This is a genomic window from Amycolatopsis albidoflavus (assembly GCF_039525725.1).
Lineage (GTDB): Bacteria > Actinomycetota > Actinomycetes > Mycobacteriales > Pseudonocardiaceae > Amycolatopsis > Amycolatopsis albidoflava.
Window position 1 is genome coordinate 489473 of the sequence record NZ_BAAAHV010000005.1, and the last position, 26158, is coordinate 515630.

A 26158-nucleotide genomic window follows, 5' to 3' on the forward strand; every position below is an offset into this window, starting at 1 on the left:
CTTTTCGCCCGTCTCCGGGCAGCGGCGTACCAGGAAGGACGCGATGATGCGTGCAGGAACGACCTTGAGACGGCTGGCCGCCGCCGGTGCGGCGCTCGCGCTGGGGGCGGGGGTGGCGGCGACGTTCACCCCGGCTGCCGACGCCAGCCCGCAGCTGAGCCCGGCGTCGTGTGCCAGCGCCCCCGAGGGCTACGCGAAATGCCAAGCCGTGCAACTGGTTTCGCCAGGCGCCCGGCCGGCGAGCGCGATGAGCCCGACCGACTTGCAGAACGCCTACGGCGTCGCCGGGTTGAAGAGCGGCGGGACCACCGTCGCGATCGTCGACGCCTTCGACGACCCCGGCATCGAGAAGGACCTGAACGACTTCCGGTCGCACTGGAACCTGGGCTCCTGCACCAAGGCGAACGGCTGCCTGACCGTGGTCGGCCAGGACGGCACGAGCACGCTGCCGACCAAGACCGACTCGGGCTGGGCGACCGAGATGGCCATCGACGTCGACGCGGTCAGCGCGCTCTGCCCGGACTGCAAGATCCTGCTGGTGGAAGGCAACAGCAACGAGGACAGCGACCTCGCGGCGGCCGTCGACAGCGCGGTCCGGCTCGGCGCGAAGATCGTGTCCAACAGCTACGCCGACCACGAAAGCGCGATCCCCTCGGACGCCGAGCAGCACTACAACCACCCTGGCGTCGCCATCCTCGGCGCCACCGGCGACTGGGGCAGCGAAAGCGGCGCGCAGGCCGAATACCCGGCCACCTCGCCCGAGGTGGTGGCGGTCGGCGGCACCACGCTGACCGCGTCCGGCGGCGGCTACACCGAAACCGCCTGGAACAAGACGGGCAGCGGCTGTTCGAGCAAGTTCAGCAAACCCGCGTTCCAGAACGGGATCAGCACCGCCTGCGACAATCGGGCCACTTCGGACATTTCCGCCGACGCGGATCCCAACAGCGGCATCACGATCTACGTCAACGGCCAGCAGTCGCAGTACGGCGGCACCAGCCTCGCCACGCCGATCGTCGCCGGCATCTGGGCACTCGCCGGAACGCCGAAGGACGGCGACAACGCCGCGACCTACCCGTACGCGCACACCGGCGACTTCAACGACGTCACCTCGGGCAGCAACGGCAGCTGCGGCACCGTGATCTGCAACGCGGGCACCGGCTGGGACGGCCCGACCGGCCTCGGCACCCCGCACGGCGTCACCGGCCTCACCCCGGGCGGCGGCACCAACGGCAAGCTGAGCGTCAGCAACCCGGGCAACCAGAACAGCGTGGTGGGCAAGGCGGTTTCGCTGAAGGTCACCGCTTCCGGCGGCACCTCGCCCTACACCTATTCGGCGGACGGGCTTCCGGCCGGACTGGCCATCGACGGCAAGACCGGCTCCATCACCGGCACGCCGAGCGCCGAGGGCACCAGCAAGGTCACCGTGACGGCCACCGATTCCGCCGGGGCGACCGCGCAGGCTCCGTTCACCTGGACCGTCACGACGGCTCCGGTGGGCAAGCTGACCGCGAAGTTCACCACCGACTACGACTACGGGTTCGGCGCCTTCGCGCACTTCACGATCACCAACGGCGGCGCGTCGGCGGCCAACGGCTGGACGCTGGCGTTCGACCTGGCCTCGAACGAATCGCTGTCGAACACGAACCCGGGCACCGCGTCCGGGTCCACCGGGCACGTCGTGATCACCGGCCAGGACGCCATCCCGGCGGGCGGCAGCCTCACCGTGTCGCAGATCTACCAGGTGTCGGGCGGCTCGTTCACCGCTCCGGCCAACGTTTCCGTCTCCTGAACCGCTGAGAGCCGCCGTGCCGCAGGTCCCGCGGCACGGCGGCTTTTCTCAGTCCAGGCAGAATTCGTTGCCCTCGACGTCCTGCATCGGAATGCAGGATTCGTTCACCTCGTCCGCGACCAGCACCTGCACGATGGACGCGCCCAGCGCGACCAGCCGGTCGGCCTCGGCCTTCAGGACCGCCAGCCGCACGTCGCCCACCAGGCCGGCGCCCACGCGCACGTCGAGGTGCACCCGGTTCTTCACCACGCGGCCCTCGGGCACGCGCTGGAAGTACAGCCGCGGGCCGACGCCGTTCGGATCGACGCAGGCGGACGCCGAGCCCTGATGTTCGGCCGGCAGCGAGCGGTCGAACTCCGCCCAGTCGGCGAACCCTTCCGGCGGTGGCGGCATGACATACCCCAGCGCCTCGCACCAGAAGCGCGCGACGCGCTCGGGTTCCGCGCAATCGAAAGTGACCTGGAACTGCTTGACCGACCCCATGCGCTCACCTTACCGACGAGCGGCGGCCAGCGCCGGATCCCGTCCGGCGGCGAGGTCGTCCGGGGCGAAAACCGGGACCTCGACGTCAGGGCTGATGCCGCTGCCGTCGTACGTGCGGCCGTGCGGGTCGAGGTACTCCTCGTTCGGCAGCGCCACCTTCCAGCCTTGCTTCGGCAGCGTCCGCTCCAGCATGTCCGAGAAGGCGCCCTGAGTGGACTGTCCGATCAGGACTGGCCGTGGATGCCGGTTCAGCAGCGCCTGCAGGAAGGTCTCCCCCGCTGAGACGTCCAGGCTGCCGGTGAGCACCGTCAGCGGACCGGTGTAGTGCGGCGCTGGGGCGGGTTGCACGAAGAATGTTTGCGGCACGGTGAACCTCGCCGGGTCGTCCGGATCGTTGCGGGCGCGTTTGGCGTAGGCGAAATGCGGGACGTCCGTCAGCCGCGCGGCGACCTGCAGGCCCAGCGGATCGTCTCCGCCGCCGTTGACGCGCAGGTCGAGGATCAGGCCGCGCAGCGTGCGCACCCGGTCGGCGGTGAAGATCTCGTCCAGCGCTTTCGCCAGGACCTTGCTGCTGGCGGCGAAAGTGTCGGCGTAGTCGTGGAATCCCGTGATGCGCAGGTATCCGTGGCCATTCGGCAGATCGGCGTAGGCGATGGCTCCGTCGGCCCACCGCTGAATCGGTGCGCCGAGATTCGCGTCGGCCACGGCTATCGCGCGCGGGACAGTCGTTTTCAGATCCGGAGTGCCGGGGCGGGGCGACGAGCAATGCTGATCTCCCGCGAGCAAGCCGACATGAGCGTCGTGCAGCGGACGGATCAGTCCACATAGGACGTCGAAGAGCCGGTCCGGGTGCGCGGCGATCTCGCGGCGGGCAGCGTCCCCTTCGGACTTCCAGTCGACACCTTTCGCTGGGAAAAACGGGTAGTTCTCGGCAAAACTGTGCCAGAACACGTCGAACACGTCGGCAGCCGGAGCCTTGCAGGCGGTCGGCAATCCGCCGGGAACACGACGCAATGACCGCACACCCAGGTTGTCGTCGAAACTCATCCTGCCAGCTCGGATAGTGACGACGGAGCCCTCGTTGGTCGAAAACCTTGTGCCGTCGCCAGTTCCGGAAAGCGCGCCCGGCAAACAGCTGACCTTGGTGACGTCGTAGGTCGTCAGCTTGCCGCCGGACACTTGGACCAACTGCCCGTACCCGTCCGTCCGCCAGACACCGTCCACAGTGGATGCAGGAGCCGCGGTCACCGAGAGCATTGCCAAGCCCGCCAGGAAGATTCGCACGAGCCGAGGGTAGAAAAATGCCGGGGGCGCGCGGAATACCGCACGCCCCCGGCACCGTGGTGGGGTTGCCCCTACCCGTGGCTCAGCCGAAGAAGACTTCGGCTTCCTGGTACCGCTCCAGCGGAACGGTCTTCAGCTCGGCCGTCGCCTCGGACAGCTTCACGCGGACGATGTCGGTGCCCTTGAGCGCCACCATCACGCCGAAGTCGCCGTCGGCGACCGCGTCCACCGCGTGCAGGCCGAAGCGGGTCGCGAGGACCCGGTCGTACGCGGTCGGGGTGCCGCCGCGCTGGACGTGGCCGAGCACGACCGCGCGCGATTCCTTGCCGGTGCGCTCGGTGATCTCGTCGGCGAGCCAGTTGCCGATGCCGCCGAGCCGGACGTGCCCGAAGGCGTCCTTCTCGCCGGTCAGCAGCTTCTCCTCGCCGCCCTCGGGCAGCGCGCCCTCAGCCACGACGATGATCGGCGCGTACTCCTTCTCGAAGCGCTGTTCGACCCACTGCACGACCTGGTCGACGGAGAACTGCCGCTCCGGCACCAGGATCACGCTCGCGCCGCCGGCGAGGCCGGAGTGCAGCGCGATCCAGCCCGCGTGCCGCCCCATGACCTCGATGACGAGCGCGCGGTGGTGCGATTCGGCCGTGGTGTGCAGCCGGTCGATCGCCTCGGTGGCGATGGAGACCGCGGTGTCGAAACCGAACGTGTAGTCGGTGGCCCCGAGGTCGTTGTCGATCGTCTTGGGCACGCCGACGACGCCGATGCCGTCGTCGGTCAGCCGCTTGGCGACGCCGAGGGTGTCCTCGCCGCCGATCGCGACCAGCGCGTCCACGCCCTGGTCGGCGAGCACCTTGCGGATCTTGTCGACGCCGCCATCGACCTTGTACGGGTTCGTCCGCGACGACCGCAGGATGGTGCCCCCGCGGGTGAGGATGTCCTCGACGTCGGCGAGGCCGAGCGGCCGGCTGTCGCCGGTCAGCGGGCCCTGCCAGCCGTTGCGGAAGCCGACGAACTCCCAGCCGTGCACTTCGACGCCCTTGCGGACCACCGCGCGGATGACCGCGTTCAGGCCGGGGCAGTCGCCGCCCCCCGTCAGCACACCGACACGCATCTGTTGCCTCCGTCTTTCCTCGCAGGGAGAGTGCAGTCACAGTCCGCGGACAGCGTAGCGGCTTTCATCTGGATCGGTGCAGGGCGGACCACCTGCCCAATCCGGTCCGGGCAGGACGGTCTGAACGGTGTGTTACCTTGGGCTTGTGCAGCGCTATTTCTGGTTTACGAAGCCGGCCCCGGGTGGGCACGGCGGCGTGAACCTGCGCTGACCTCCACCCCGAGCCGGATCTCGAACCGGCTCGGCGATTCTCCCGCGGGTCGGTGTCCACCAGGAAGGACCACCCGCACATGAACACCCCCCTCGTCGCCGCCCCCGCCGACGCGAGCACCCTGGACAACCGCCGCACCACTTCGGTCAGTCCCCTCATCTCGCCCGCGTTGTTGCGCGAAGACCATCCCGTGGACGCCGCCGTCGCGAAAGTGGTGCAAAACGGCCGCACGGAAACCGTCGACATCCTCGACGGCCGCGACGACCGTCTAGCTGTAATCGTCGGCCCGTGCTCGGTCCACGACCCCGAAGCCGCCCTCGACTACGCCCGCCGCCTGGCCGCCAAGGCCGAGTCGCTGCGCGAAGACCTGCACATCGTGATGCGGGTGTACTTCGAAAAGCCGCGCACCACGCTGGGCTGGAAGGGCCTGATCAACGACCCGGACCTCGACGGCACCTTCGCCGTCAACAAGGGCCTGCGCCTGGCCCGGAAACTCCTCCTGGACGTCTCCGAACTGGGCCTCCCGGTCGGCTGCGAATTCCTGGACCCGATCACCCCGCAGTTCATCGCCGACATCGTCACCTGGGGCTCGATCGGCGCCCGCACGGCCGCCAGCCAAGTCCACCGCCAACTGTGCAGCGCCCTGTCCATGCCGGTCGGCATCAAGAACTCGACGGAAGGCGACATCCAGGTAGCCGTAGACGCGACCCGCGCCGCCGCCGCGTCGCACGTCTTCCCGGGCATCAACGTCGACGGCCTCGCCGCCCTGGTGACGACCTCCGGAAACCCGGACTGCCACGTCATCCTGCGAGGCAGCTCCGCAGGCCCGAACTACGACCCGGCGACCGTGGAGGAAACCCTGGCCCGCCTGGCGAAATCGGGCCTGCCGGAACGCCTGGTGATCGACGCGAGCCACGGCAACAGCAACAAGGACCACGTCCGCCAGTCCGAGGTCGTCCGCGACCTGGCCGGCCGAATCGCCGCCGGAGAACGCGGAATCGCCGGCCTGATGCTGGAAAGCAACCTGGTAGCCGGACGCCAAGACCTGGTGCTAGGCCAGGCGAGCGATCTGACCTACGGCCAGTCCATCACCGACGCCTGCATGGACTGGAACACAACGGAAGACCTGCTCGACACCCTGGCGACCGCCGTCCGCACCCGCCGCCACTAACCCCCGCCCAGAGACTGTCCGTGAGGGGAACCCCGAGGGAATCAGAGTCCCTGAGGGTTCCCCTCACGACCTTCCGCGGTCCGTGAAGGGCTCCTTGAGGGAATCAGATTCCCTCAAGGAGCCCTTCACGGACCGCCAACCACCCGCAGCCGACGCACCCAACGTTCGAGGCACCCAGCCCCTCCCCCGCACCCCGATACGAAGCCTCACTGCGGTCTGGGGGTGCTTGTCAAGGCATCTTTCCCGCCTTGACAAGCACCCCCAGACCGTCAGCACAATCAAGCTTCGGGGTGCCCCACGCAACCAAGGAGCAATGTCGCCGCCAGGCGACGAGCCGTCCGCGACCGCAACGGCTCACCGCCTCCGAAACGCCTCCTCGATAACCCCCCACCGCTGCAAGTTATGCCGAGCATCAGCCAACGCGTCATGCTGATCCCCAGGCGCAGCAGGCAACTTAGGCTTCCCCGCATCCTCCCACCGCTGCCGCAGATCCCGGGTAAACCGGGGCAACTGCCGAGGCAACGCAGGCATCGGCCCCCACAACTGCGCCAGCGCCACATGGTCGTAAGCAGCGAACCAAGCCCAAAGCTCGATCCCCCCAGGCGGCTTCCCGAAGAACTCCAGAAGATCCGCCCGAATCCGCTCGCGACTACGCCACGCCGGATCCGCGGGCGAAGGCAGCTTGGGCAGCACATTCTCCCGCACCCAAGCCCCGGCCCGCCCGGGGTCGAAATCAGTGGACACGGCGTAGAACTCGCGTCCGCGCTCGTCAACGACACCGATCGACACCAGGTCAATCGTCACGCCGTCCTCGATAAACTCGGTGTCGTAGAAAAAACGCACCGGGGAACTCTAGTGGGGCGCTACCCGGCCTTGCTCTCCGGCACCCGATCGGCGTCACGACCGCTCGGCTGAACGGGCACCGCGGGCTTGACCCCGGCCGCCTCGGCGGCGAGCAGTTCCTTGGCCTTCGCCGCGTAAATGTCCACGTACTCCTGGCCGGACAGCTCCATCAGCGCGTACATGATCTCGTCGGTGATCGACCGTTCGATGAACCGGTCGCCGGAGAGCCCCTCGTAGCGGGAGAAGTCGAGCGGCTTGCCGAAGCGGATCTCGAGCCGCCGCGGCCACCACATCTTGGAACCGATCGGGTTGACCTTGTCCGTGCCGACCATCGCCACCGGGACCACCACGCCGCGCGATTCGAGCGCGATCCGGGCGACGCCGGTCTTGCCCTTGTACAGCCGCCCGTCCGGGGAACGGGTGCCCTCGGGGTAGATGCCGAGCAGGTGCCCGTCCTTGACCAGCCGGATCGCGGTGTCGAGCGCGGCCTGCGCGGCGTTGCCGCCGGAGCGGTCGATGGGGAACTGGCCGACGCCGGTGAAGAACCACTTCTTGAGCAGGCCCTTGAACCCGGGCTCGGTGAAGTACTCCGACTTCGCCGGGAAGGTGACCTTGCGCTTGACCCGCAGCGGCATGAAGAACGAATCCGCGACCGCGAGGTGGTTCCCGGCGAGGATGGCGCCACCCGTCTCGGGGATGTTTTCGGCGCCGACGACCTTGGTGGGCCACAGCGTCTTCAGCAGCGGCCCGATGAAAACCCACTTCATCAGCAAGTACAGCACCGGGTTCCAGTCCTTTCCTGCCCGCGCGGGCCCCGGCAGGCCAGGGTACGGAACAAGCACCGGCCCGCACAACGCGAGAGCGGGCGGTCACCCGGGGGCAGCGACCGATCTCACAGCGGGACCGGAAGGATCCCCGCTTCCGCGAGTGGACCCCACAACCCGGCTTCGGCGTGAGAGCATGGGAGGACTCCACCGCTTCGATTCGGAAGGGCGTTCGTGATGGGCGTGCTCGCCGGCGCGGAACCGTTCTCCCACCCGGGTTCCTCCGGGGCCGGCTTCCTGCTCTGCCACGGATTCACCGCGACGCCCGACGGCATGCGCGCCTGGGGCCGGCATCTGGCCGACGAGGGCTTCGCGGTGCGCTGCCCGCTGCTGCCCGGCCACGGCACGCACTGGCGCGAGGCCAACCGGACGACCTGGCAGGACTGGTACGGATGCGTCCGCGAGGCGCTGCTGGCGCTGCGCGCGGAGTGCGACCAGGTGTTCGTCGGCGGGATGTCGATGGGCGGGACGCTCACCCTTCGCCTCGCCGAGGAATTCGGCTCGGACATCTCCGGCCTCGTGCTGGTCAACCCGTCGGTCACGCGGCTGAGCCTGGACGCCAAGGTGCTGCCGCTGCTGTCGCGGGTGGTGCCGTCGATCCGCGCGATCGGCAACGACATCGCGAAGCCCGGCGAGGTCGAACTGGCCTACCCGCGCACGCCGGTCCGGGCCGCGGCGAGCCTCGCCCGGCTGTGGAAGATCGTGCGCGCCGACCTGGCGATGGTGACGCAGCCGGTGCTGCTGCTGCACTCGCGGGTCGACCACGTCGTGGAACCCGAGAACTCGCAGATCGTTCTGGACGGCATCTCGAGCACGGACGTGATCGAGGTGGTGCTGGAGAACAGCTTCCACGTCGCGACGCAGGATTACGACGCGGAGCTGATCTTCAGCCGCAGTGTCGACTTCGCCCGGCAGCCGCGGGCGGGACAGGTGGGTGCCGGATGAACCGGGGGAAAGGCGCGGACGGACCCGAGGACGTCGACGCCACGTTCGCCGAGATCGTCGCCGACCTGCGGGCCGAGGGCGTGGGCGTGTTCCTGGACGAGGACCCGTTCTCCACCGCGGGCCCCGCGTCCGCCGAACCCGAGGCGTCCGCCGGAGCCGAACCCGAAGCGGGCAAGGCCAAGCCGAAGCCCACCGCGGACCCGCCGCCCGCGCCTCCGTCGTCGTCTTCGTCGTCGCCCGAGGGCTGGCGCACCGGAGGCACGGACTGGGACGCCACGATGTTCTCCGCCGACCCGGCCGAGGACGACGAGCACTACGTGCCGCCGGAGCCGCCGCCGCTGCCGCGCTGGCGCAAGGGCGCGTTCATCGTGCTGCTGTTCTTCGTCGTCGGGCTCCTGCTGCTGATCGTGCCGAACCTGATCGGGGTCGGGCCGGCGCTCGCCACGCCGCTCGGCATCCTCTCGCTCGCCACCGGCATCGCGCTGCTCCTGCTGCGCGTGCGCCAGGGCCCGCCGCCCGGCGCGGACCCCAGCAACGGCGCCCAGGTCTGACCGGGCGGGCATGCGGATCGACTTCCAGGCGTCCCGGCGTTCCACCGTCGGCGCGGAATGGGAACTCGCGCTGGTGGACCGGCGCAGCGGCGAACTGCGGTCGGTCGCGGAGGAACTGCTCGCCGCGGTCCGCCCGGAGGGGAAGGCCGAGCATCCCCGGATCAAACAGGAGCTGCTGCTCAACACGATCGAGGTGGTCAGCGGCGTCTGCCGCACGGTCGGCGAGGTGAAACACGACCTCGACGAGGCGCTGGACGAGGTGCACCGGGTCGCCGACCCGCTGGGCGTCGAGCTGTTCTCCGCCGGATCGCATCCGTTTTCCTCGTGGTACCGCCAGAAGGTGACCGACAAGGAGCGCTACGCCAAGCTCATCGACCGCACCCAGTGGTGGGGCAGGCAGATGCTGATCTACGGCGTGCACGTCCACGTCGGGCTCGACCACCGGGACAAGGTGCTGCCGGTGCTCGACGGGCTGTTGCGCTACGCCCCGCACCTGCAGGCGCTGTCCGCGTCCTCGCCGTACTGGTCCGGCGAGGACACCGGGTACGCCTCGAACCGCGCGCTGATGTTCCAGCAGCTGCCCACCGCCGGGCTTCCGTTCCAGTTCCGCGAATGGGCCGAGCTGGAGGGCTACGTCGAGGACATGTTCACCACCGGCGTGATCGACCACTTTTCCGAGATCCGCTGGGACATCCGGCCTGCCCCGCACTTCGGCACCATCGAAATGCGCGTGTGCGACGGGCTGCCGACGCTGCAGGAGGTCGGGGCGATTTCGGCGCTCACGCAGTGCCTGGTGGACGACTTCAGCGCGCGCCTCGACAAGGGCGAAACGCTGCCGGTGCTGCCGCCGTGGCACGTCCAGGAGAACAAGTGGCGCGCCGCGCGGTACGGCCTCGACGCGATCGTCATCCTCGACGCCGCCGGCCGCGAACGCCTCGTCACCGAAGATCTCGCCGAGCTGCTGGACCGGCTGGAACCGGTCGCCCGGCGGCTGGACTGCGTCCGCGAGCTGCGCGATGTCGAGAACATTCTCCGGGTCGGCGCGAGCTATCAGCGGCAGCGGGCGGTCGCGAAGCAGTACAACGGATCTTTGAAGGCTGTGGTCGCCGCGCTGGTCACCGAGATGCGCGACGGCGTCCCGCACGCTTAGCTGGTCTGGGAGGCAGCGATGTCGCATACGTTCAGCACGCTCGTCGAGCTCAACGGCAAAACCGCCACCGGTTTCCGGGTCCCGGCCGAGGTCGTCGAGGCGCTCGGCCAGGGACGGCGGCCGAAGGTCCGGGTGCGGATCGGCCCGCACACCTACCGCAGCACGGTCGCGGTCTACTCCGGCGAGTTCATGCTGCCGCTCAGCGCGGCGAACCGGGAGGCGGCGGGGGTCGCGGCCGGGGAGACGGTCGAGGTCACGCTCGAAGCCGATCTCGCCGAGCGGACGGTCGAGATGCCGGACGGTCTGGCTGCCGCACTGGCCGAGCGGAAGGGTGCGCGGGCCGCGTTCGACAAGCTTTCCTTTACCGCGCAACGGGAACGCGCCGAAGCTGTTACTTCCGCCAAGCGCGCGGAGACCCGGGAGCGGCGGATCGCGAAGATCATCGCCGAACTCGCCGGGGACGGGCTTCCCTAGCCCACCGTCACCCCTGGCTTGCCGAACCCGCCCAGCACCGTGTCGACGACTCGGGTCGCCAGCACGTCCGGGTCGGCGGAGTCTTGGTCCTGCGCTGCTTCGTGGATGAGCGCGCAGTACACGCGGCGCGCCCAGACCAGGTCGACGCCGGGCCGCAGCGTGCCGCTTTCCTCCAGCCGCTGGAAGAAGACGTCGCATTGGGCGACGACGTCCGGGGTCAGGACGCCGTCTTCCTGCGGGTGCGCGTTCATCGCGAACCCCCACCGGAGCTTGACGCCCAGCACCTTCGCGGTCACCTGGTACAGCGCGACCAGCGGCGGCGTGACGTCGGGCCGGACGCTGGCGAGCGCGTCGTGGAACTGCTGCGTCGCCCAGAGCGTCATGGCGTCCACCAACGCTTCGCGGCTGGCGAACCGGCGGTGCACCGTCGTTCGCGAGACGCCCGCCGCTTCCGCGATCTGCTCCATCGTCGCCGCCGGGTTGTCGCTGAGCACCCGTTCGGCGGCCTCGAGGATCGCCTGAGCCGTCCGTTCCGAGTCCGCGCGCAGGGCCCGTTTCTCCATGGTGCCCAGTTTACGCCATGGTTGCCACTCGGTTCTTAGTTGCGACACCTATGTTGCAACTGCTAGCTTAGATGCATCGGACCTGGCCCGACTTTGGGGGTTTTTCGGATGGACATGCAGTTGGCCGGCAAGACCGCGGTGGTCACCGGAGCGAGCCGGGGAATCGGACTGGCCACGGTCTCCGCGCTGATCGGCGAAGGGATGCGAGTGGTGGCCGCGGCCCGGACGATCACACCGGAACTGAAGGAAACCGGCGCGGTGCCGGTGGCGATGGACCTGTCCACTCCGGACGGCCCTGGCCGGTTGATCGAACAAGCCGTCGCCGAGCTGGGCGGCTTGGACGTCCTGGTGAACAACGTCGGCGGCGGAGACAGCAGCCAAGGACAGGCCAGCGGTTTCCTGTCGCTCACTGATCAACAGTGGACGGACATGGTGGAGCTGAATTTCCTTGCCGCGGTACGGGCTTCTCGCGCGGCTATGCCGCACCTGATCGAACGCCGGGGCGCGATCGTCACGGTCTCCTCGAACGGTGCGCGGATCCCGCATTCGGGCCCGATCGCTTACACCGCCGCGAAAGCCGCGCTGACCGCGTTCGGGAAGGCACTGTCGGAGGAGTTCGGGCCACAGGGAGTACGAGTCAACACGGTCTCGCCCGGGCCGGTTCGTACCGCGCTGTGGGAGGGGCCGGAGAGCTACGGCGCCGAACTGGCTTCGTCAATGTGAATGTCGCACGGGGACTTGCTGGCCGCGGTTCCGGCGGGCGCCGGGATGCTGACCGGCCGGTTCGTCGAACCGGCAGAGGTGGCCACGCTGATCACGTACCTCGCGTCGCCGCTGGCCGCGAGCACCACCGGGACGGATCACCTGATCGACGCCGGGGCGGTGAAGACCGTGTGACGGCTGATCCGCCGAGGCCGGTTGCTTCCACGACGACCTGGCTCAGTGGGGCGGACCTGGGCTCGGTGAGGTGTCGCGCGCTCCGCGTGCAAAAGCGGACCTGGACTCGGCGGGTGCCGCACCCTCCGCACGCAAGAGCAGGCCCGGGCTCGGCGGGGCAACCCCACGCTCCGCGCGCAAGAGCCGACCTGGGCTCGACGGGGCACCGCACGCCCCACACACAACAACAGACCTGCGCTCCGCGTGCAGAGGTGGAGCAGCATGATCGCGCGGCTTGCCTGGTTGGTCTAACTCCAGCAGCGAGGGTTTCCACCCGCGCACCCGCGCACCCGCGCACCCGCGCACCCGCGCACCCGCGCACCCGCGCACCCGCGCACCCGCGCACCCGCGCACCCGCGCACCCGCGCACCGAGACTGCCTACCCCACCGCGCAACTCGCAATCACCGGTCGCCGGTCACCCACGAAACCCCCACCTAGTAGCAGCGAAACCGCGACTGCCCAATCCCAGCAAGGAGATTCCCGGCCACCTACACCGCAACCGAGCGCCAAAACCGTGACGAGCGGCTAGCCGTCCAGCTCCCGCAGCAGGGTTCCCGGCCCCAGCACCCGCGCACCGAGATCGCTCACCCGGCCGCGCAGCTCGCGATCAGCCGTCACCACCACGACGTGATCATCCGGGCGTTGCCGAGCGGCGGCGGTCACCTCGACGATCTTCGAATCGCCGTCGGTCTCTGCCGCGACGACCTCGACGCCTGGGATCGGTTCCACTCCCCTGGCCTTGCCCTCGACCACCAGCACCACCCGGGGCCACCACGACCACGCCGGGCCCGCGCCGATGCCGGCCACGTCGTCGCGCAGGCCTCGTTCAGCCGGGCCGGTCAGCTGGTCGCGGAGCCGCTCCGCGGCGCCGCGGCGGTCGCGCCACCAGCCGTCCGGGCGGGAGCCCATCACGTTCGCCGCGTCGACCACCAGGACCAGTTCCCGGCCCAGTTGCTCGCGCAGCACCGGCCAGGCGGCGGCGAAATCGCGGTGAAGACCGAGCGCGGCCACCTCGTCCGGCGGGACCCAGCGCATCTCGGCGCTTTCCTCGTTGGCGACCTGGGCCTGCAACGCGCTGTCGGCCAGCCCGAGCACGGTCGTGTACTGCCATTCGCCGTGATCCAGCACCGACGCCGACATCGCACGAAACGCCGACGCGGGGATCGCGGCTTCTTCCCAGGCTTCCCGGGCAGCGGCCTCGTGCACCGTCTCGCCGACTTCGAGCGCGCCGCCGGGCAAAGCCCACGTGCCGCCGTTGTGCACCCACCACGCCCGTCGCTGCAACAACACGCCCCGGCGGGGATCGCACAACAACAACCCGGCAGCGCCGAACGCGCCCCAATGCCGCCTGCCGCAAGAACACCGCACAAAGCGGTTGGCGGTCATCGGCGTCACCCGTCCCAGCCTTCCACAGAACGTCGCGAGTGCCTATGCCGGTCAAAACCCGAAGACCGCTCCGACCACGTCGGCGGGCTGCGAACCTCGTGCTCGGCGAGCCCAGTGAGAACCGAAATCAGCACCCACCAGCCCGGCAACGCATCCATCGCCAAATCCCCGCGCCCCAGAGCCGCGGAACCACAAACCCCGCGCGCAGCAAACCCCAACCACTACCGGAGTCAACACCCGCGAGCCCGACAACGCCTCCATCGGCAAGTCCCCGCGCCCCAGAGCCGCGGAACCACAAACCCCGCGCGCAGCAAACCCAGCCACCACCGGAACCACCCCCGCAAAGCCCTACAACGTATCCATCGCCAGCGCCGCCGCCCCCACGATTGCCGTGTCGTCGCCCAGATGCGCGGTCCGGATCCGGGCCAGCGGGCGGTGTCGCGCTCCGGTGATCGCGCCGGAGTAGTGCTCTCGGGCCTCGTCCAAAAACAGCGGCGCGGACTCCGAAACTCCGCCGCCGATCACGATGATCTCCGGGTCGAAGACGTCCGCCACCAAAGCGAGTCCCTCGCCCAGCCATTTCGCCAGCTCCGCCATCGCCCGCAAGGCGATCGGGTCGCCGTCGCGGGCCGCGCGGGCGACTCGGCGGCCGGTGACCGACCCGGGGTCTCCGGCGATTTCTCGCGCCAGCACGGTGGAACGGCCTGGATACCGGGCCAGCAGCTCGACCGCGGTCGCGGCCAAAGCTGTGCCGCTGCAGTAGCGCTCCCAGCAGCCGTACTTCCCGCACGGGCAGGCACGTCCGTCGCGCACCACGGTGAGGTGGCCGAGTTCCGGGGCCACTCCGTGCGCGCCGCGGTAGATCTCGCCGTCCAGCAGCAGGCCCGCGCCGATTCCGGTGCCCAGCGCGACCAAAGCCGCTACCCCGGCCCCGCGGGCGGCGCCGAAGCGGTGTTCGGCGACTACCGCCGAGTTGACGTCGTGCTCCAGGGTCACCGACAGGCCGACCCGCTTGGCGATCCGGTCCGCCACGGGAGCGTTGCGCCAGGCGAGGTGCGGCGCGAACATCACCGAGCGCCGGTCGCGGGTCACGAAACCGGCCACCGCGAGGCCGACCGCGGCGACGTCGTGCCGGTTGCGCAGGCTTTCGACGACCCCGGCGATGGCGTCTTCGAGCGCGTTCTCCTCGCTCGGCGTCCCGACGCGCGCCGTGTCGAGCAGGGAGCCGCGCTCGTCCACCACGCCGGCTCGCACGCTGGTGCCGCCGACGTCCACCCCTACGGTCAGCAATCAGTTCTCCCGCTCCGGCTGCCAGTCCGCGCGCTTGCGGACGACGATGTGCTGGACCCGCGACGACGACTCCGAAGACGACGCCGCCGCGGTAGCGGGCGGACGCGCGGCGGGCCGGAACCCGGGCATGTGCACGCCCTCGTCCGGCTCCCAGCGGTCCGCGAGCACCGCCCGCAGCAGCGCGACGAGCTGGGCAGCCTGTTCGAGGACCCTGGCCACGAACTCCGGCCGCTCGCCGCGCACGACGGCGACGATCGCACACAGCGGGCACCAACCGCATCCCGAAGTGCTGTCCTCCACACCGGACGCACCCTCGGCGCCCGGTTCCTCCGGGGAGCCGTGCCCGGCGGCCAGCACGCCTTCCAGCCACGGCGCGGCGCGTTCGATCACCATCTCGACCAGCAGCCGGATCTCCTCGGCCAGCTTCAGGCCGTCGGCATAAGACCCTTCGTCGTGTTCTTCGCTCACCCGGATCCCCGGTTCCCGGCCAGGCTGACCACCAGGCCGTCGGCGTCGGATTCCGCGCCGGTGATCCGGCACGGGCGCAGCGTCTCGGGCAGTGCGACGAGGCGGCGGAACCCGTCCACGGTGATCGCCAGGTCGTCGTCCACGCGGGCGAGGTCGACCGCCGAATCCCGGTCCAGCGGAAGCGCGACCCGCAGCCGGAAGCCCTCTCCGTCGGGAGCGACCGACAACAACGGCGTGACCGGTTTTCCGTTGCCGGACAACGGATCCCGGCTGCCGTACAGCTCGCGGGCCAGCTCGGCTAGCGCGTCCGCGCCCACCGGTTCGCTCGCCCGGTGCTCGACACGGGCCAGTTCGCCGGGGCCGAAACCGGCCGCTGCCAATTCCGCCAGAACCGCGTCCTGCTGATCCCGCCGGGTGCGCAGCCACTTCGCCGCCGAACCACGCCAGAATCCGGGCGCGGGCATCAGCCGGTTGGCGATCAGGCCGTCGACCGCGATGCCGCGCAGCGCCAGCGAGGTCAGGGTGCGCCGGGCTTCGGCGACCACCACTCGTTCCGGCGTGAGCACCAGCCGCACGGTCGTCACTCGCGGGTCGGTGAGCAGTTCGCGGAGCGCATCCAGGTGTGCGCCGAGCTGCCGGACCGACGCCGCGACGCGCCGGTTGCCGAAGACCCGCCCCAGATAACCCGACACGGCTTCCGGCAGCGAAAGCAAGCGCAGCGTCTCAGCAGTCGGACCGCAGTCGACCACCACGGTGTCCCACGGACCCTGCGACGCCAGCCGTCGCACCTCGCTCAGCGCGAGCAACTCGTCCACGCCGGGCAGCACGGTCAGCTCTTCCGCGTCCAGGATGTCCAGACCGGCTCCGGCCAGCACCTTCCGCAGCTCGCCGCGCAGCTCGTGCCAGGTGCGGTCGGCCAACGCCCGCGAGTCCACCTGCGCCGCCCACAGCCCGGCCGGCGTGCCGTCGCGGCGGAGGTCCACTTCGGAGGGTTCGGCGCCCAGCGGCGTGCCGAACGCGTCGCCGAGCGAATGCGCCGGGTCGGTGGACACGACGAGCGTCTTCCTGCCGCGGCCGGCGAGCGCGGCAGCGGTAGCCGCGGCGAGCGTCGTTTTCCCGACACCCCCCTTGCCGGTGAACAGCAGGATGCGCATTTAGCCCTCGGCCCTGCGCTTGAGCTCCTTGAGCGCGGTGTCCATGACCATTTTCTCCGCCTTGCGCCGCAGCAGCCCGATCATCGGCAGCGCCAGCTCGACGGACAGCGTGTAGGTGACGCGGGTGCGCCCGCCGCCGAGCGGTTCGAGCGCGTACCGGCCGTTCTGCGCCTTCTGCATCTGGCCCTTGACCAGGTGCCAGCTGACGCCGAGACCGGAATCGTCCCAGTCGTACTCGAGCGTGTACACGTCCTTGATCGGCCCGGCGTCGAGGGTGAGCTTCACCTGCTTCGCGCGGCCCGCGTCGTCGGTCGCGAGCACCTCGGTCTCGCGGACCGCCTTGGCCCACTCCGGGTACGCGGGGAAATCGGAGATCACCGACATCACCCGCGCGGGCTCGGCGTCGACCTCGATGGACTGCGTGGACTGCTCGGCCATGGGACGAAGCGTAGCCGGACAGCACAGTCACCAGCGCAGCACGTACGGCTGCCCGGTCTCCTTGAAGTGACCTACGTTACGGCATTCGGTGTGCCCGACCCGGCGCCGCGCGGCCAGCGGCTGGTGCACGTGCCCGAATACCGACCAGCGCGGACGCTGCCGCCGGATCAAGTCCAGCAGCGCCTTCGAACCGAGTTCGGCGCGTCGCGCGACCACGTCGTAGGTCAATTCGGGCACCGCGGGCGGGATGTGCGTGCAGAGGACGTCGACCTGGTCCAGCAGCGAGACCGCCGCGTCGAACTCCTCGCGCGCCCGCAGGTACGGCCGCCACGCCGCGCCCTTGCGCGGACGCGGGAGCACGCCGTCCGGCAGCACCGCGCCGCCCGCGAAGCCGAACCGCAGCCCGCCGATGGTGACGACCTCGCCGTCGACCAGGTGCACGCCTTCGCCGGCGAACTCCGGCCAGGCCGACGGCGCGTCGACGTTGCCGGGGATCGCGTAGGTCGGCGCGGTCATCGAGGCGAACATCGTGGAGTACTGCTCCCGGACCGCTTCGTCGACCGCGGCGGCCGGGTCGTCCAAGGTGGCCCACAGCGTGCGCGAGTAGGCGACCGTCTCGTCCCTGGTGCCTTCGCGGCGCAGGCGGGCGAACTCGCCGACTTTCTCCGCGCCGAACAGCACGCCCATGATGCCTTTGTCGTGGTCGTGGTAGTCGACGAAATCGAGCAGGTCGCCGAGCACGACCAGCGCGTCCGCCCCGTCCCCCGCCCGCTTCAGCGCGTCGGCGTTGCCGTGCACGTCCGAAACGACGTGAACCCGCACAAGAGCCTCCTACTCGACGGTCCGGGGCGGAACCCCCGGCTCGCGCCCGTCCTCGAGGATCTCCTTCAGGCTCAGCGCCACGTCCTTCGCCGCCCGCGCCCGCCGGTCGAACTCGCGGCGCAGTTCGCGCGGGCCGAGCTCGCGCGGGACGCCGCCGGGACCGGCCGGCGTGGCCCGGAGGAAGTAGTGCAGCACGGTGCCGTCGAGAACAGGTTCCAGCCAGACCTCCATGGTACCGATCAAGGCGCCCGTGACGGTCCAGCGCAGGCCCTTGTCCCCCCGGTCGGTGTAGACCCGCAACTCCAGGTCGGGCCAGTACCGCCGCCACGAACGCGGGTCGGCGAAGGCCGCCGCGACCGTCGAAGGGGGCACCACGAGGAAGGTCTCGTCGACAAGATCGAGAGCTGGCGGTTCGTGCACCCGGACACGATGTCACGACCTCGCCGCGCGCCCCGTGCCAGCATGGTCTTAAGGTCTACGGCACGCTAAGTTGACTGGCGGGTAACCGCACGCGTCGAACACGGAGGTCCGAGTGCGCGAATACAGCGCCCCCGCCGGGAAGCCGGTGACCGACGACGAGAATCTGGCCGATGTCGTCTGGGCGAACGCGGAGCGGTTCTCCGACGTGGTCAGCTTCCGGAGGCAGGTCGAGGGCACCTGGCTCGACGTCACCGCGAAGGACTTCGCCGACCAGGTCGCGGCCGTGGCCAAGGGCTTGATCGCGGCGGGCGTCGGGCACGGCGACCGCGTCGCGCTGATGTCGAAGACCCGCTACGAGTGGACGCTGGTCGACTTCGCGATCTGGGCCGCGGGCGCGGTCACGGTCCCGATCTACGAAACCTCGTCGCCCGAACAGGTGTACTGGATCCTGTCCGACTCGGCCGCCAAGGCCGTCGTCGTGGAGACCGGCGCGCACAGGAAGGCGATCGACGAGATCAGCGGGCGGCTCAGCACGCTCGAGCACACCTGGCAGATCGAGGGCGACTCCCCCGCGATCGACGAGCTGACCGCGCTGGGCGCCGAGGTCTCCGACGAGGACCTGCACACCCGCCGTCGCAGCGTCACCGCGAACGAGACGGCCACGATCGTCTACACGTCGGGCACCACCGGGCGGCCCAAGGGCGTCGAGCTGACCCACCGGAACCTGCTCGCCGAGATCCGCGCGGACATCGAGGCTTTCCCGGAGCTGATGGAGCAGGGCAACTCGCTGCTGTGCTTCCTGCCGCTGGCGCACATCCTCGCCCGCGCGATCGCCGTCACCGCGCTCACCGCCCGGGTCACGCTCGGCCACACGCCGGACGTGAAGAACCTGGTCCCGGACCTCGGCACCTTCCGGCCGACGTTCGTGGTCGCCGTGCCGCGCGTGTTCGAGAAGGTCTACAACACCGCCAAGCAGAAGGCCCACGCCGACGGCAAGGGCAAGATCTTCGACGCCGCCGAGGCCACCGCGGTCGCGTACAGCGAGGCACAGGAAAAGGGCGGCGCCGGGCTCGGCCTGCGCGCGAAGCACCTGGTGTTCGACAAGCTCGTGTACGGCAAGCTCCGCGCCGCGCTGGGCGGCCGCTGCATCGCCGCGGTGTCCGGCGGGGCCCCGCTGGGCGCGCGGCTGGCGCACTTCTTCCGCGGCATCGGCGTGCCGGTGTTCGAGGGCTACGGCCTCACCGAAACGTCCGCCGCGGCGAACGTGAACACCAGCGCGGCGTTCCGCGTCGGCACCGTCGGGCGTCCGGTCGCGGGCACCTCGGTGCGCATCGCGGAGGACGGCGAGGTCCTGCTCAAGGGCGACGTCGTGTTCGGCCGGTACTACAACAACCCGGAGGCGAGCGCGGAAGCCCTCACCGACGGCTGGTTCCACACCGGCGACCTCGGCGAACTGGACGCGGAAGGCTTCCTCAAGATCACCGGCCGCAAGAAGGAGATCATCGTGACGGCGGGCGGCAAGAACGTCGCGCCGTCCGGTCTCGAGGACACCATCAAGGCCGCTCCGCTGGTGAGCCAGGTGATGGTGGTCGGCGACCAGCGCCCGTTCATCGCCGCGCTGGTGACGATCGACGAGGAGTACTTCCCGGCCTGGAAGTCCCAGCACAGCAAGCCCGCCGAGGCGACGGTGTCCGAACTGGCCGAGGACGCGGACCTGCGCGCGGAGATCCAAGCGGCGGTCGACGAGGCGAACAAGCAGGTGTCGCACGCGGAGTCGATCAAGAAGTTCACCGTGCTGGCGAACGACTTCACCGAGGCGGGCGGCGAGATCACGCCGAGCTTGAAGCTGAAGCGCAATGTCGTGAACAAGAACTACGCCTCCGACATCGAGGCGCTGTACCGGAAGTAGCCCTGGTCCCGCGAAAACGGGCCCGCACCGATTTCCGGTGCGGGCCCGTTTTCCGTCCGTCACTCCGCTTCTTGCTTCGCCTCGAGTTCTGCTCGCTCGGCGTCTTTGCGCCGCGAGGAGAAGTACTCGTCGGCGAAGTTCTTCTTGATCTGGTCGGCTTTGTCCGCGTACCGCGGGTCTTCCAGCGTTTCTTTCAGCTCGTTGAACACCTTCTTGGAATTCGCCTGCTGCTCCGGGGGCAGGTGGTCCAGGTCTTTTTCGACGTCGTTCCAGGTGCGAGTGTTTTCGCGCAGGTGGTCGCCCGGCACGCGGTCGTGCGTGTAGTCGTACCGGGGATCCTTGTTCAGCAGGTTCTCGTTCTTCAGCACGTTGTCGTATTCGAGAATCGTGTTCTGGGTGTTGCCGCCGTGATTGCCGTGGAGCTTGTCCTGCTTCAGGTGGCCCATCTCGTGCCCGAGCACCTCGGCCGGGTTCCTGGCGTCGGGCCCGTGGTGGATCTTGGGGTCGAGGAAGAGGATCTCGCTCTGGTGGTTGTAGGACCCGCTGCCCTGCAGGTCGATCATGTCTCCGACCCGGCCGTTGGTGAGCCCCTTCTTCTCCAGATCCTCCCGGGAAATGCCCATCAGGTCGTGGAAGGGCTTCTCCCGGTCCCCGGGCGACAGGTTCAGCTGCTGGTCCTGGCGCAGCGCGCTCGCCTTGTCGGTGAGTTTGAGATCGCTGTCCTTGTCCACCGAGACGATCTTGGGTTTGTCCAGCCGTTCCAGGTTTTCCAGGTACTTCGGGTTGTCGATGCCGTGGTCCTTCTTCAGCCGGTCCTTCAGCGCGTCGACCTCTTTCAGGTGCGCCGGGTCCTTGACGTCCTTGAGATCGTCGACGCCGAACTTCTGTTTCAGGTCCTTCAGGTCCTTCATCCCGGGCGCGTCGCCGAAGCCCATCTTCTCCTTGACCTGGTCGACCTTTCCGCCCAGTTTTTCCTTGGCGGACAGGTCTTCCCAGTTCTTGGTGTCGGGCAGCTCCTTCCGCTTCGGCGGACCGCCGGGCGGACGGCTGCCGGCCGGCGGACGGCTGCCGCCCGGAGGCCGCACCGGGGGCGGGCCGGGAGGAGGCGGCGGGCCGGGAGGCGGAGGAGCTGCCGGAGGTCCGCCGGGAACTTTGCCCGGCGGCGGCGGAGGAGGCGGCGGCGGTGGCGGAGGTGCCGACGAAGCCGTGGTCGTCTCCGGAGTCGGTTCCCTCGGCGGAGGTGTCGGCTCGCGCGGCGGCGGGGTGGGTTCGCGGGGCGGCGCCGAGGACGGGTTGGTGTCCTGCACGTGCCCGGCGTTGTTCCCGCCGCCCGGGGTTTCGGCCGGGCGCGCGTCGTCGTTCGGGCCGGACTTCTGCCTGCCCAGGCAGTTGCCCAGGCCTAGCGGGTCGGCGTCGGCGAGCGGGTTCGGCACGTAGGAGGCCGGGTTGGGGGCCGGGGCGAGGCCGAGCGGGTCTTGGCTCAGGTAGCGCCCGGTACCGGGGTCGTAGTAGCGGAAAACGTTGTAGTGCAAGCCAGTCTCGTCGTCCGCGTACTGGCCGGGGAACCGCAGCGGCGTGGCGCCCGGGCGGGTGCGGCCCCACAGCGAACCGGACGCGCGCCAGGCGACGGTGCCGTAGGCGTCCACCAGACCCACCGGCGTGCCGACCGGGTCGGTGACGAACGAGAAGAACCGGGCGCTGCGGCCGAGCAGTTCGGTCTGCGTCACCGGGCGCACGGTGCCGGGCAGGTGGTCCCACGTCAGCGTGAGCGGGGCGGACCCGGCCAGCCGGTGTTCCTGTTCGACCAGGAGCTGGCCGCTCCACGAGAACCGGGTCTCCTCGGCCGGAGCCTCCGCGCCGGGCAGCCAGCGCTGTTTGGCGATGCGGCGGCCCAGCGGGTCGTACCGGTAGCGCCATTCCACGCCGTCTGGGGTTTCCACCGCCAGCAATCGATCCTGCGCGTCCCAGCGGTAGGTCCAGGTGCGCGAGTTCTCGTGGCGGGCGACGAGGCGTCCCTGTCCATCGTGGACATACCGCACCGAACCGGCCGCGGTGAGCCGGTTTCCGGTGTAGCCGCGAGAACCGGAGTCCGCTTCGGCGAACGGCAGCTGCGCGTGCCGGATGTTGCCGGACGGGTCGTAGTGGTAGCTCTCCTGGCCGTCTCGCCGGGCCACCGACGTGACGCGGCCGACGGCGTCGAGCTGGTATCGCGTGGAGCCGGACAGAGTGTCGTCCACACCGAGCAGGTGGCCATCCGGGCGGTAGCGGTACTCGCGCCGCTGCCGGATCTGGCTGCCGGCGGCCAAAGTTTGCGCGACCAGCTGGTGTTCCGCGTCGAAAGCCTGTGCCAGCACAGTGTTTCCGCCAAGGACGCGTTCGACCTCGTGGCCTGCTTCGTCGTGACGGAAAAGCACTTCGTGCCCGGCGGTCGACAGCGCGACTGCCTTCCCCTCGTCGTCGAAGGTCCACTCGCTCACCGAGCCAGACGGTGTGGTGCGGCGTATTCCGGACGGCTCGTGGGTGTACGAAACCGCGCGGCCGTCGACCGATTCCCGGACCACGCGGCCGTCCTCGTCGCGCTCGATCTCCAGCACGCAGGAACCCTCAGTGGCACGCGCGAGGAAGCCGACGGGGTCGTACTCGTAGCCGATGGTGCCGCTGTCCGTGCGACGCTCGATCACGTTGCCGAGCGCGTCATAGCGGTACTCAGTGACCGCGCCCAGCCCGTCGACCGACTGCACGAGCTGGCCCGCCGCGTCGTAGGCGAACTGCCGCTCACGGCCGTCGAAGTCGCTTTCCGCGACGAGCCTGCCGTCGGCGTCGTAGGTGTAGTTCCAGGTCAGGCCCGCCGGGTCGGTGATCCGGACGAGCCGCAGTTCGGTGTCGTACTCGTACGAGGTGCGGGCACCGGTGGCGTCGGTCTTCGCGACCGGCAGGTCGAAGGGGCCGTATTCGAAGCGGGCGTCCGTGCGTTCCACGAGGTTTCCCTCGGCGTCGTAACGCCATTCCTCGTGCCGCCCGGACGGGCCGGTCCGGCTGGCCTGGCTCCCGTCGACCGTCCAGCCGAACCGGGTGCCGTCGGCCACCACGCGCGGGCGGCCGAACTGGTCGCGCTCCACCGGGTCCGGCTCGGACCGCGGCGGCTCTCCCCCGGTCAACTGGCGGTCCTGGGCGAACTCAGTCGCGGCGATTCCGGCCTGCGCGGTGAACAAATCCGGTGCGGTGCCCGGCGGATAGACCCGCCGCCAAGCGCGTTCGGCGGTCTCGACGGTGACGGTCAGCGTGCCGTCCGGCGCCGAGCTGACCTGCGCGCGGCTGCCGTCCGGGCGGACGACCGCGGTGAGCATGCCCTCGGCGGTGTACTCGAACCCGGTGGTGCGGCCGAGCGGGTCAGTGCGCGACAGCAGCCGGTCGTAACGGTCCCATGTGGACACTGTGGTCGCGCCGAGCGGGCTGACGTCCTTGGTCGGCTGCGAGGCCTCGTTGAAGTGGAACTCCGTGACGTGGCCCAAAGCGTTGGTGTAGCGGGTGATCCGCTGCTCGCGGTCGTAGGCGAACTCGCCGTCGTACACGCCCCGGTCGCCGACCGTGCGGACGCAGCGGCCGTCGGCGTCGTAGATGTAGCGGTACCAGATGCCGTTGCGGTCCTGCCAGCCGGTGATCCGGCCGTCGGCGTCGTAGTCGTATTGCGTGGCCACACCGGATGAATTGAAGACCCGGACCAGCCGGCCGAGGTCGTCGTAGCCGAAGGTGCGGACCAGCACCGGTTCCTGGCCCTCGCCGAGCACCCGGATCGCGGTGATGCGGCCCGCCTCAGCGTCGAGTGCCACGCGGTAGCCCGCGGAGTGGCGGATCAGCCGGGGAGCGCCGCTTTCGCCGTACTCGACGTCCATCCGGTCGCCTGCGGCGTCGGTCTCGCTCAGCAGCGGGAAGACGCCGCCGCGACCGGGGCCGAAGCGCAATTCCGTGCCGTTGACCGGATCCACAAGCAGGTATCCGTCGTCGGTCGCGGTCAACGGGCGGCGCGGGCCTTCCAGCGGCAGCACTGGCTCGGCGCTGCGTGGGTACACCAGGATCCGGCCGTCCGCCGCGTAGAACCGGACAAATTCGGAATCGGCTTCGAGCCGCTGGTCCACCGTCGACGTCCAGCTCGGGCCGAACCAGCGGCCGGACCGGTAGGACGAGACGTGCAGCCGTTCGAGCACGAGCGGGCTCGGCAGTTCGAGGTCGACGTCCTTGATGAGGACGGAGCCCCGCACGACGTCGACCGGGTCTCCCGCGGTCTTGCACTCGTCCGCGCCGCCCCGGGTGTCGGCGGCTTTCGGGTCGTCCTTCGGCGGGGTCTTGCCGGACTCGCCCTGGTTGCCGCCCCGGTCCGACGGCGCCGGTTCCTCGCCCCTCGGCTGCTCGGAGTGGTTGCCCTGCGGTTTGGTTTCGTCCTTCGGCGGCGGCGGGGAATGGTCGCCTTGCGGTTTGACCTCTTCCTTCGGCGGCCCGGAGTGATCGCCGGAAGCGGTGGTCGAATCCCCGCCCTTTTCGTTCTCCGGCTTGGGTTTCGGCTTCGTCTCGATGTTCTTCGGCGCACCCGACGGCTTGGGCTTGCCGCCCTTGATGCCCTTCAACGCCTTCGCGGCGTCCTCGAACAGGACGCCCGCCTTCTTCAGCAGCGGCATCAGCGCCTTGAGCGCGGCGACCAGCTGCTTGGTGATCTTGGCCAGCTGCGCGGCGGTCTTGGCGACGGCGCCGACCACCTGCGGCAGCACCCACGCCATCCCGATCCCGGCGGTGAACAGCACCTGCAGCGCCCAGCTGATCAGGTGCCCGACGAGCTGCGCGATGATGTCGCGCACCAGCATGCGCACCGCCGCGACGACCTCGCCGGCGGTCTTCACCCCGGACGCCGCGCCCTCGGTGCCCTTCTGCGCCGCACCGAGCAGGTTCGCGACGTCCTTGGTCCGCTCGCGGTAGGAATCGGCCGCTTCGCCGGTCCAGCTCTGCAGGTCCTTCTCGACGCAGGCGGTCAGGTCCTTGCCGATGCTCTCGAGTTCTTTGGCGACGTTCTGCCACGTCTCGGCCTGCGCCTTGATCTCGTCGGCCTTGCCGGTCAGCGCCTCCAGCGCCTGCTTCAGCGGCCCGACGTGCTCGATCAGCCACCCGACGCCTGCCGCGAGGATCGACCCGAACGGGTCCATCGCGGTCGACAGCACGTCCAGCGCGACCCCGACCGCCCCCATCGCGATCGACGCCCAGTCGCCGGACTCGATGCCGGACTTCACCATCTCGCCCGATTCGAGCAGCGTGATGCCCGAATACGCCTTGGTCGAGTCCTTCGTCTCCGCGATCAACGGGTTGCTCACACCGAGAACGCTATCCGGGACGGCGAGGGCCTTTTCCGGCCTCGCACGCTAGTTGCCCGTGCATCCACGAAGAGCTGGACGCACGGGCAAGCCTGTCGTGGGGGCTCAGGCCTGCGGCGGCTGAGCCTGGTACTGCTGCTGCGGCGCCTGCGCGTACTGCTGCTGCGGGGCGGCCTGCTGCTGTTGCGGAGCCTGCTGCTGGGCGCCGTCCGGGACCACGTACACCGCGGTGCCGTAGGCGGCGATTTCGCTGGCGGTGCCGGCGATCTCGTTGCAGTCGAAGCGCAGCGCGAGCACGGCGTTCGCCCCGTGCTGCATGGCTTCCTGGCACAGCCGGAAGAGGGCTTCGTGGCGCGAGTCGGACAACAGCTTCGTGAGGCCCTTGAGCTCGCCGCCTCCCATCGCCTTGAACCCCGACCCGATGTTGGAGAACATGTTGCGGCTGCGGACGGTGAGCCCGAAGACCTCGCCGAACACGCGGACCACGCGATACCCGGGCAGATCGTTCATCGTGGACAGCAGGATCGGGAACTGCGGCGTTTGCGGTGGCGCGGCTTGAGTCATGCGCGGATCGTATCGTC

At 69.8% G+C, this 26158-nt stretch carries 22 protein-coding genes and 1 pseudogene; 8 read left to right on the plus strand and 15 right to left on the minus strand.

The window, feature by feature from the left end; all coding sequences use genetic code 11:
* Positions 1-46: 46 nt before the first annotated feature.
* Positions 47-1789: a putative Ig domain-containing protein gene (locus ABD156_RS06780; RefSeq protein ID WP_344267824.1), complete on the plus strand. Its 1743-nt coding sequence runs from the start codon at positions 47-49 to the stop codon at positions 1787-1789.
* 48 nt (positions 1790-1837) lie between these two features.
* On the opposite strand, the gene ABD156_RS06785 is transcribed toward ABD156_RS06780, so the two are convergent.
* The 3 genes from ABD156_RS06785 to ABD156_RS06795 form a co-directional block, all read right to left on the minus strand.
* On the minus strand, positions 1838-2272 hold the full coding sequence (locus ABD156_RS06785) for a VOC family protein (protein ID WP_344267826.1): 435 nt from the start codon (positions 2270-2272) through the stop codon (positions 1838-1840).
* Positions 2273-2281: 9 nt separating this feature from the next.
* Entirely contained in the window at positions 2282-3556 is a 1275-nt protein-coding gene (locus tag ABD156_RS06790) for a S41 family peptidase (protein ID WP_344267828.1), read from the minus strand.
* Positions 3557-3638: 82 nt separating this feature from the next.
* Positions 3639-4664, minus strand: a complete 1026-nt coding sequence (locus ABD156_RS06795; RefSeq protein ID WP_344267830.1) for a 6-phosphofructokinase — start codon at positions 4662-4664, stop codon at positions 3639-3641.
* 290 nt (positions 4665-4954) lie between these two features.
* Between ABD156_RS06795 and ABD156_RS06800 the strand changes: the two genes are divergently transcribed.
* Positions 4955-6046 carry a 3-deoxy-7-phosphoheptulonate synthase gene (locus ABD156_RS06800; protein WP_344267832.1) on the plus strand — a complete coding sequence of 364 codons (1092 nt, stop codon included), beginning with the start codon at positions 4955-4957 and terminating at the stop codon, positions 6044-6046.
* A gap of 354 nt (positions 6047-6400) precedes the next feature.
* Here ABD156_RS06800 and ABD156_RS06805 read toward each other — a convergent pair whose 3' ends face one another.
* Together ABD156_RS06805 and ABD156_RS06810 are read right to left on the minus strand one after the other, a co-directional pair.
* The gene (locus tag ABD156_RS06805; RefSeq protein ID WP_067595152.1) at positions 6401-6889 is read right to left on the minus strand and encodes a polyadenylate-specific 3'-exoribonuclease AS; all 489 of its coding nucleotides are present in this window, start codon (positions 6887-6889) and stop codon (positions 6401-6403) included.
* A gap of 20 nt (positions 6890-6909) precedes the next feature.
* On the minus strand, positions 6910-7671 hold the full coding sequence (locus tag ABD156_RS06810) for a lysophospholipid acyltransferase family protein (protein WP_344267836.1): 762 nt from the start codon (positions 7669-7671) through the stop codon (positions 6910-6912).
* Between the two features lie 219 nt (positions 7672-7890).
* Between ABD156_RS06810 and ABD156_RS06815 the strand changes: the two genes are divergently transcribed.
* From ABD156_RS06815 to ABD156_RS06830, 4 genes are read left to right on the plus strand one after another with little or no spacing between them, the layout of a single operon-like run.
* Positions 7891-8658 carry an alpha/beta hydrolase gene (locus ABD156_RS06815; protein WP_344267838.1) on the plus strand — a complete coding sequence of 256 codons (768 nt, stop codon included), beginning with the start codon at positions 7891-7893 and terminating at the stop codon, positions 8656-8658.
* On the plus strand, positions 8655-9209 hold the full coding sequence (locus tag ABD156_RS06820; protein WP_344267839.1) for a hypothetical protein: 555 nt from the start codon (positions 8655-8657) through the stop codon (positions 9207-9209). The genes ABD156_RS06815 and ABD156_RS06820 overlap by 4 nt, the downstream gene beginning before the upstream one ends.
* Positions 9210-9219: 10 nt before the next feature.
* A complete protein-coding gene (locus ABD156_RS06825; protein ID WP_344267840.1) occupies positions 9220-10359 on the plus strand; it encodes a glutamate--cysteine ligase in 1140 nt (379 codons plus the stop codon).
* An 18-nt stretch (positions 10360-10377) separates the two neighbouring features.
* On the plus strand, positions 10378-10833 hold the full coding sequence (locus tag ABD156_RS06830; RefSeq protein WP_344267842.1) for a YdeI/OmpD-associated family protein: 456 nt from the start codon (positions 10378-10380) through the stop codon (positions 10831-10833).
* Here the strand turns inward: ABD156_RS06830 and ABD156_RS06835 are convergent.
* Complete coding sequence (locus ABD156_RS06835) at positions 10830-11396, minus strand: TetR/AcrR family transcriptional regulator (RefSeq protein ID WP_344267844.1); 567 nt, start codon at positions 11394-11396, stop codon at positions 10830-10832. The genes ABD156_RS06830 and ABD156_RS06835 overlap by 4 nt on opposite strands.
* Positions 11397-11510: 114 nt before the next feature.
* Here ABD156_RS06835 and ABD156_RS06840 point away from each other — a divergent pair.
* A pseudogene (locus ABD156_RS06840) lies at positions 11511-12293 on the plus strand (SDR family NAD(P)-dependent oxidoreductase).
* A 565-nt stretch (positions 12294-12858) separates the two neighbouring features.
* Here ABD156_RS06840 and ABD156_RS06845 read toward each other — a convergent pair.
* From ABD156_RS06845 to ABD156_RS06875, 7 genes are all read right to left on the minus strand, one after another.
* The gene (locus ABD156_RS06845) at positions 12859-13728 is read right to left on the minus strand and encodes an NUDIX domain-containing protein (RefSeq protein ID WP_344267846.1); all 870 of its coding nucleotides are present in this window, start codon (positions 13726-13728) and stop codon (positions 12859-12861) included.
* A 339-nt stretch (positions 13729-14067) separates the two neighbouring features.
* Entirely contained in the window at positions 14068-14994 is a 927-nt protein-coding gene (locus ABD156_RS06850; protein WP_344268536.1) for an ROK family protein, read from the minus strand.
* A gap of 15 nt (positions 14995-15009) precedes the next feature.
* Complete coding sequence (locus ABD156_RS06855) at positions 15010-15402, minus strand: hypothetical protein (protein WP_344268539.1); 393 nt, start codon at positions 15400-15402, stop codon at positions 15010-15012.
* A gap of 71 nt (positions 15403-15473) precedes the next feature.
* The gene (locus ABD156_RS06860; protein WP_344267848.1) at positions 15474-16631 is read right to left on the minus strand and encodes an ArsA family ATPase; all 1158 of its coding nucleotides are present in this window, start codon (positions 16629-16631) and stop codon (positions 15474-15476) included.
* Positions 16632-17069, minus strand: a complete 438-nt coding sequence (locus tag ABD156_RS06865; protein WP_037809841.1) for an SRPBCC family protein — start codon at positions 17067-17069, stop codon at positions 16632-16634.
* A 27-nt stretch (positions 17070-17096) separates the two neighbouring features.
* Positions 17097-17891 carry a metallophosphoesterase family protein gene (locus ABD156_RS06870; RefSeq protein WP_344267851.1) on the minus strand — a complete coding sequence of 265 codons (795 nt, stop codon included), beginning with the start codon at positions 17889-17891 and terminating at the stop codon, positions 17097-17099.
* 9 nt (positions 17892-17900) lie between these two features.
* On the minus strand, positions 17901-18311 hold the full coding sequence (locus tag ABD156_RS06875; protein WP_344267853.1) for a polyketide cyclase / dehydrase and lipid transport: 411 nt from the start codon (positions 18309-18311) through the stop codon (positions 17901-17903).
* Between the two features lie 112 nt (positions 18312-18423).
* Between ABD156_RS06875 and ABD156_RS06880 the strand changes: the two genes are divergently transcribed.
* A complete protein-coding gene (locus ABD156_RS06880; protein ID WP_344267855.1) occupies positions 18424-20220 on the plus strand; it encodes an AMP-dependent synthetase/ligase in 1797 nt (598 codons plus the stop codon).
* A gap of 59 nt (positions 20221-20279) precedes the next feature.
* On the opposite strand, the gene ABD156_RS06885 is transcribed toward ABD156_RS06880, so the two are convergent.
* Positions 20280-25577, minus strand: coding sequence for an RHS repeat-associated core domain-containing protein (locus ABD156_RS06885; RefSeq protein ID WP_344267857.1), 5298 nt, complete (start codon positions 25575-25577; stop codon positions 20280-20282).
* A 105-nt stretch (positions 25578-25682) separates the two neighbouring features.
* Positions 25683-26141, minus strand: a complete 459-nt coding sequence (locus ABD156_RS06890; RefSeq protein ID WP_344267859.1) for a YbjQ family protein — start codon at positions 26139-26141, stop codon at positions 25683-25685.
* Between the last annotated feature and the right edge of the window lie 17 nt (positions 26142-26158).

What these genes read in the sequence shown, in the direction of transcription:
- ABD156_RS06815 (WP_344267838.1), top strand. Translation starts at nt 7,891, where the DNA reads ATGGGCGTGCTCGCCGGCGCGGAACCGTTCTCCCACCCGGGTTCCTCC.
- ABD156_RS06795 (WP_344267830.1), bottom strand. Translation starts at nt 4,664, where the DNA reads ATGCGTGTCGGTGTGCTGACGGGGGGCGGCGACTGCCCCGGCCTGAAC.
- ABD156_RS06860 (WP_344267848.1), bottom strand. Translation starts at nt 16,631, where the DNA reads ATGCGCATCCTGCTGTTCACCGGCAAGGGGGGTGTCGGGAAAACGACG.
- ABD156_RS06890 (WP_344267859.1), bottom strand. Translation starts at nt 26,141, where the DNA reads ATGACTCAAGCCGCGCCACCGCAAACGCCGCAGTTCCCGATCCTGCTG.
- ABD156_RS06835 (WP_344267844.1), bottom strand. Translation starts at nt 11,396, where the DNA reads ATGGAGAAACGGGCCCTGCGCGCGGACTCGGAACGGACGGCTCAGGCG.
- ABD156_RS06855 (WP_344268539.1), bottom strand. Translation starts at nt 15,402, where the DNA reads ATGGTGATCGAACGCGCCGCGCCGTGGCTGGAAGGCGTGCTGGCCGCC.
- ABD156_RS06825 (WP_344267840.1), top strand. Translation starts at nt 9,220, where the DNA reads ATGCGGATCGACTTCCAGGCGTCCCGGCGTTCCACCGTCGGCGCGGAA.
- ABD156_RS06865 (WP_037809841.1), bottom strand. Translation starts at nt 17,069, where the DNA reads ATGGCCGAGCAGTCCACGCAGTCCATCGAGGTCGACGCCGAGCCCGCG.
- ABD156_RS06780 (WP_344267824.1), top strand. Translation starts at nt 47, where the DNA reads ATGCGTGCAGGAACGACCTTGAGACGGCTGGCCGCCGCCGGTGCGGCG.
- ABD156_RS06830 (WP_344267842.1), top strand. Translation starts at nt 10,378, where the DNA reads ATGTCGCATACGTTCAGCACGCTCGTCGAGCTCAACGGCAAAACCGCC.
- ABD156_RS06785 (WP_344267826.1), bottom strand. Translation starts at nt 2,272, where the DNA reads ATGGGGTCGGTCAAGCAGTTCCAGGTCACTTTCGATTGCGCGGAACCC.
- ABD156_RS06800 (WP_344267832.1), top strand. Translation starts at nt 4,955, where the DNA reads ATGAACACCCCCCTCGTCGCCGCCCCCGCCGACGCGAGCACCCTGGAC.
- ABD156_RS06820 (WP_344267839.1), top strand. Translation starts at nt 8,655, where the DNA reads ATGAACCGGGGGAAAGGCGCGGACGGACCCGAGGACGTCGACGCCACG.